Source organism: Neobacillus drentensis, assembly GCF_036965425.1.
GTDB classification, from domain to species: Bacteria; Bacillota; Bacilli; order Bacillales; family Cytobacillaceae; genus Neobacillus; species Neobacillus drentensis_F.
This window is the reverse complement of sequence record NZ_JBALPP010000061.1, coordinates 1-256: the sequence shown is the minus strand read 5'-3', so window position 1 is coordinate 256 and position 256 is coordinate 1.

Below are 256 nucleotides of genomic sequence, written 5' to 3'. Positions count from 1 at the left end.
TTACAATTTACAATAATGAAGGAGCCCTTCGCAAGTTAGAAGGGCTCAAAAAAAATTTAGGCAATGGATTTTTTTCGCAGCAAATCTTTCCACTGTTTTAAAAGCTTTTTTCTTAGCTTCTTTAACATAGTGGATCATCTCCTTAATTCTTATTTTAAACATTCCTTGTCCAAAGTAAAGCTAGCAATGGCAGATAATTGAAATTTTTTTAAATGATAGTTTTTTTACTATTATTATATGATGAAAATGCTGATTC